Origin of the sequence: Niallia sp. NCCP-28, assembly GCF_023168165.1 — a bacterium.
GTDB lineage: Bacteria > Bacillota > Bacilli > Bacillales > Cytobacillaceae > Niallia.
On record NZ_BQYJ01000026.1, the window covers coordinates 1 to 3,971 of the forward strand.

Sequence of the window (3,971 nt, forward strand, 5' to 3'; positions counted from 1 at the left end):
AGTGTATTATATGGTAAAATATGGAGTGTTAGCTACCTCCTTTATTTATCCATGCCTTCACGAAGCCAAAAATAATCTGAACTCATTAACATGGTATATTATCCGATTAAAAGGGTTTGAAATCCTGCGAATAAGTGAGCATTCGAGAGATATCCGTATCAATCTGAGGGAGTTGAAGAAGAAATACTTTATTTAATTGGAGGAATAGAAGGTTTTTTATAATAAATAAAGAAATTATTCAAAGTTAGTTTGAGTGTAGTTTAAAAAAGTATCCGTAAGTATAATGGAGGAAAAAATGAAAAAGGTAATAAACATGATTAATCCCAGTTCGATAGTGGCTGGCGTGTCATTAGTTGAATTAAAAAAAACAGAAAAAGCACTTGGAGCTATTTTCCCAGATGAATACAAGGAGCTTTTTTTAGAAACAAATGGAGCGAAGATTGGCGATTGGACTTTGTTTCCTATTCAAACTAATGAAACGGCGCCCTTATCAATTGATATAGTAAAACAAAATCAGAACAGGGCCAAGAATCTACCAGAAGATATGATTTGTATTGGTGAAGAATTGAGTGGTGAAAAACTTTGCTATCGAATTAGGAAAAGATTTATGCAGGAACAAATTTATACTTGGAATGACAAAACTGGGTTAGATAAATATGCTTCTTTATCACTAAGTGAATTTATTGATTGGCAGGTGCCGAAAGTAAATACAGATAAGCCTAGTATACTTGGCTCTTTTATGGTTGAGAGCGAAAAGCTAATTGTTACGGATCCGTACTATAAAGTTGATGAAGATGCTGAGTTGCAAATCATACTCTCAAATGTGAAAAATGGTAGTTGGACAGCTTCTGTATCTTATACTCCAGATGAAGTTGTTAAAAACTTGTTTGTATACTATGGTGAAAAAAAACCAAGTGGAAAATGGCATATTTGCGATAAGGTTGGAGTTGACTCTTCACAAGCAGGAGTGTTTGATATTGAAAAATTTGGTATATATGAATCCATCCAGTTTGAGGACGGAGGAGTTGCTCCAGAATTACAAGGAAGAGTTGTTTTAGGTGGTGCGATTTCAATGTCTGGTTATGGAGACGGGGTGTATGAGGTGAAAGTAAAATATAACATCTCAAAGAAGGTTGTTGGAGTGATGGTTAACTTTGTAAATGAGGAATAATGCTATTCTCCAACAATTACTTGAAAGTTGTTTCAGATAAGGGTACGAATTTTTGAGGAAAAATCTTTTTTTCATCTATAAAAATAAAAAAAAGAGAAGGTATAATATGCATTTAACTTTAGGGGATATATTTGCTGTACCACTTCCAAATAAATTCTTTGCAGCAATTAAGATTATTAACATTGTTGAAAAGGATATTTTAGTTAAGACAACTCCTTATATAGACACTTTTTTACCTAGTATAACTAATCCAATTTTAAAAGAAACATTACGAAATAATAGGTTTTTTTATAATAATACTCCTGCTATTAAGTGGGTAAATGGGGAATTTCCAAAAGAGTTTGTTTTTATAGGTAATATACCTTTAACAGATCAAGAGAGAAACTGGAGATCTAGTACTTTCAGCGAAACATGGAGTTATGTGGGTTATGATGTTTACGATGAATGGAGATATATTCATGATAGGGAAGCACTGGAAAAGGAGATAGAAGAACAGGAGCAAAAAGATATGATTATTGATGAAGATAATAAAAAACATAAAGATGTTAAGCTTATGAATAATTCTGATTTTTGGAAGCTTATGTCTTTAATTCATAGTACTAGACAGATAAAAGAAGGAATCCAACTCCTAATAACAGAATTGGCTAAACTTAAGGTGAAAGAAATCAAATTATTCGAGGAGACATTATCTTTTAAATTATATCTTCTTGATACAAAAGAGCATGCATGTAATATTGGTGAACATTCTTTCCGGGAAGAGAAACCAAATACATTCTCCGTAGACTTATTTCTTTATGCTAGGTGTGCTGCTGTTAGCAAAGGAGAAAAAATATATAATGAAATATTAGATATTCCTAAATTAATGCCGAAGAATGAGTTTCTTGAAGAGCTCTTAGATGTAGCAAGTGAAGCGTATGAAGAAAAGAAAGGTAAGGAATTTATATTTAATACTACTTATGATAAAGAAACCTTTTCTAATAAAGAAGGGTGGTCTTAAGGGAGTTCTAGTAAATATATTGCTGCCTTATTGGCAACTTAATTTTTTAACAGGCTTTTTATTATATATAAAAAGTTTAAAAGGGTGGATTCATGAAAATACACTTAGACAATCGTGGCAGCATTCCTGTTATAAATGAACTGTTAACAGAAATTTTGTGATCGAAAGGAAATTCAAGATGCAAAAAAAGCCAATTCGCATGACTTACATAAAACGAAACCAGAGTAAATATTATTCATAATACAATCTAGAAAATTAAGTAAGGATGAGCTGCTATGACTAGTGGGATAAAATTAATTGGTAATAGTGTTTACATAACAGATCAAAATACAGAGGGAAGTATAAAATATATTAATGAAAATAAAATTGATACTATCTATATCAGTCTCCAATATTACACAAAAGATAATCTTGATTTTCTATCTGAGTGTGTAAACATAAAGAAAATAGGAATAGATGTGTATTATTTATCCAACATAAAAGGATTATATAGTCTTCAATCTTTAAAAGAATTATCAATAATTGAAAATGATAATAATATAAAAATTGATTTATCATACTTTCCTAAATTAGAGATATTGAGACTCGATTGGGGTTCATCTGTATCCGGTTTATCAAATTTAGAAAATCTAAACCTTCTTCAATTAATTAAATATAAACCGAAGAGTAAAGATTTAGGTGAATTGATTAAGTTAAAAAAATTAGAATCCTTAATTTTAACTCATGGTAATTTGACTTCATTGAATGGTATTCAAAAATTTAATAATTTAAAGGAAATCCAGTTAAACTACATAAGAAACCTAATAGATATTTCACATCTAAAAACCCTTCCTTTATTGAGTGATCTAGAAATAGAAAACTGTAAGAAAATTAGTAATATACCCATCGTGAGTAATATATCAAGTATAGAACGGCTTGCATTGTTAAACTGTGGAGAGTTGGAATCCCTGGTTTTCATTGAATCAATGGAAAATCTAAAGAACTTGGTATTCAGTGGTACTAATATAAAAGATGGGAATTTAAGTTACTGTAAAAACATTGATTATGTTTATTTTTTTGATAAAAAGCATTACTCCTTGAAATTGAAGGACATAATTAATAATTCTTAATAGATGCTTAAAGTACATCTTACTTATGAGGGAAATAAAGACGTAGAGGCGGTTTGTGTATTTTCTCTAACAAAATTTTTTTGTAGATACAGCACAATATTCTATAAAAAGTTAAATTTGTGAAAAAATCCACTTAAACAAACAGGGCATTAAGTTAGTAATGCTTCTTTATTGATCTGGTACTAAAATGGCAGTTTAGCGAAATAAGAATCTTTTAGCATTCTTTGTTCGTAGTATTAATTGATGGAAATAAAATCAGGGAGGATGATCTTGTCAATATCATATGAAGCTATAACTGTAATCCTTATTGTACTTATTTTTTCTTCAATTTTGTCAATAGTTTTCAAGAACAAAGAAAAGAAAGATAAAGGATCTGTATTTTTTTACTATAAATTGAGTTATAGAAGGAAATTCATTCGCACCCTCTGGACATTTCCAGTAGTGGTTATCTCACTTGTTGTTATATACATATTTGCAGGTCTGAATAGTAACGAAACCCTAATTATCTCAATTTCCTTCTTAATTATTTTCTTGATACAGCTCTTTTATAACTATCTTAAATGGAAGAAATATGAATAGTAATAGTAATTTAAGGTAATTTAAGGGATTTAAGAAATGTTGCACTTGCCTTAAATATAAGTGCCCTTTTCTTATGTTGCTAAAAGGGCAGTATAGTGGTGCGAAATGTTCCTAA

Annotated in this window: 4 protein-coding genes; all 4 read left to right on the top strand. The window is 30.0% G+C overall.

All coding sequences use genetic code 11. The annotated features are described in order from the left end of the window. Positions 1 to 196 (top strand): hypothetical protein (locus tag NCCP28_RS23335; RefSeq protein ID WP_248563550.1); only part of this gene is annotated, 196 nt, incomplete at its 5' end. A 99-nt stretch (positions 197 to 295) separates the two neighbouring features. Continuing rightward, complete coding sequence (locus NCCP28_RS23340; protein WP_127742972.1) at positions 296 to 1,171, top strand: SMI1/KNR4 family protein; 876 nt, start codon at positions 296 to 298, stop codon at positions 1,169 to 1,171. Between the two features lie 106 nt (positions 1,172 to 1,277). Further along, entirely contained in the window at positions 1,278 to 2,168 is an 891-nt protein-coding gene (locus NCCP28_RS23345; RefSeq protein ID WP_127742970.1) for a DUF4240 domain-containing protein, read from the top strand. A 275-nt stretch (positions 2,169 to 2,443) separates the two neighbouring features. Further along, positions 2,444 to 3,277: a leucine-rich repeat protein gene (locus NCCP28_RS23350; protein WP_127742968.1), complete on the top strand. Its 834-nt coding sequence runs from the start codon at positions 2,444 to 2,446 to the stop codon at positions 3,275 to 3,277. Positions 3,278 to 3,971 lie beyond the last annotated feature (694 nt).

Bases quoted from the DNA above. Each gene is read 5' to 3' on its own strand.
- NCCP28_RS23350 (WP_127742968.1), top strand. From the start codon at position 2,444: ATGACTAGTGGGATAAAATTAATTGGTAATAGTGTTTACATAACAGAT.
- NCCP28_RS23340 (WP_127742972.1), top strand. From the start codon at position 296: ATGAAAAAGGTAATAAACATGATTAATCCCAGTTCGATAGTGGCTGGC.
- NCCP28_RS23345 (WP_127742970.1), top strand. From the start codon at position 1,278: ATGCATTTAACTTTAGGGGATATATTTGCTGTACCACTTCCAAATAAA.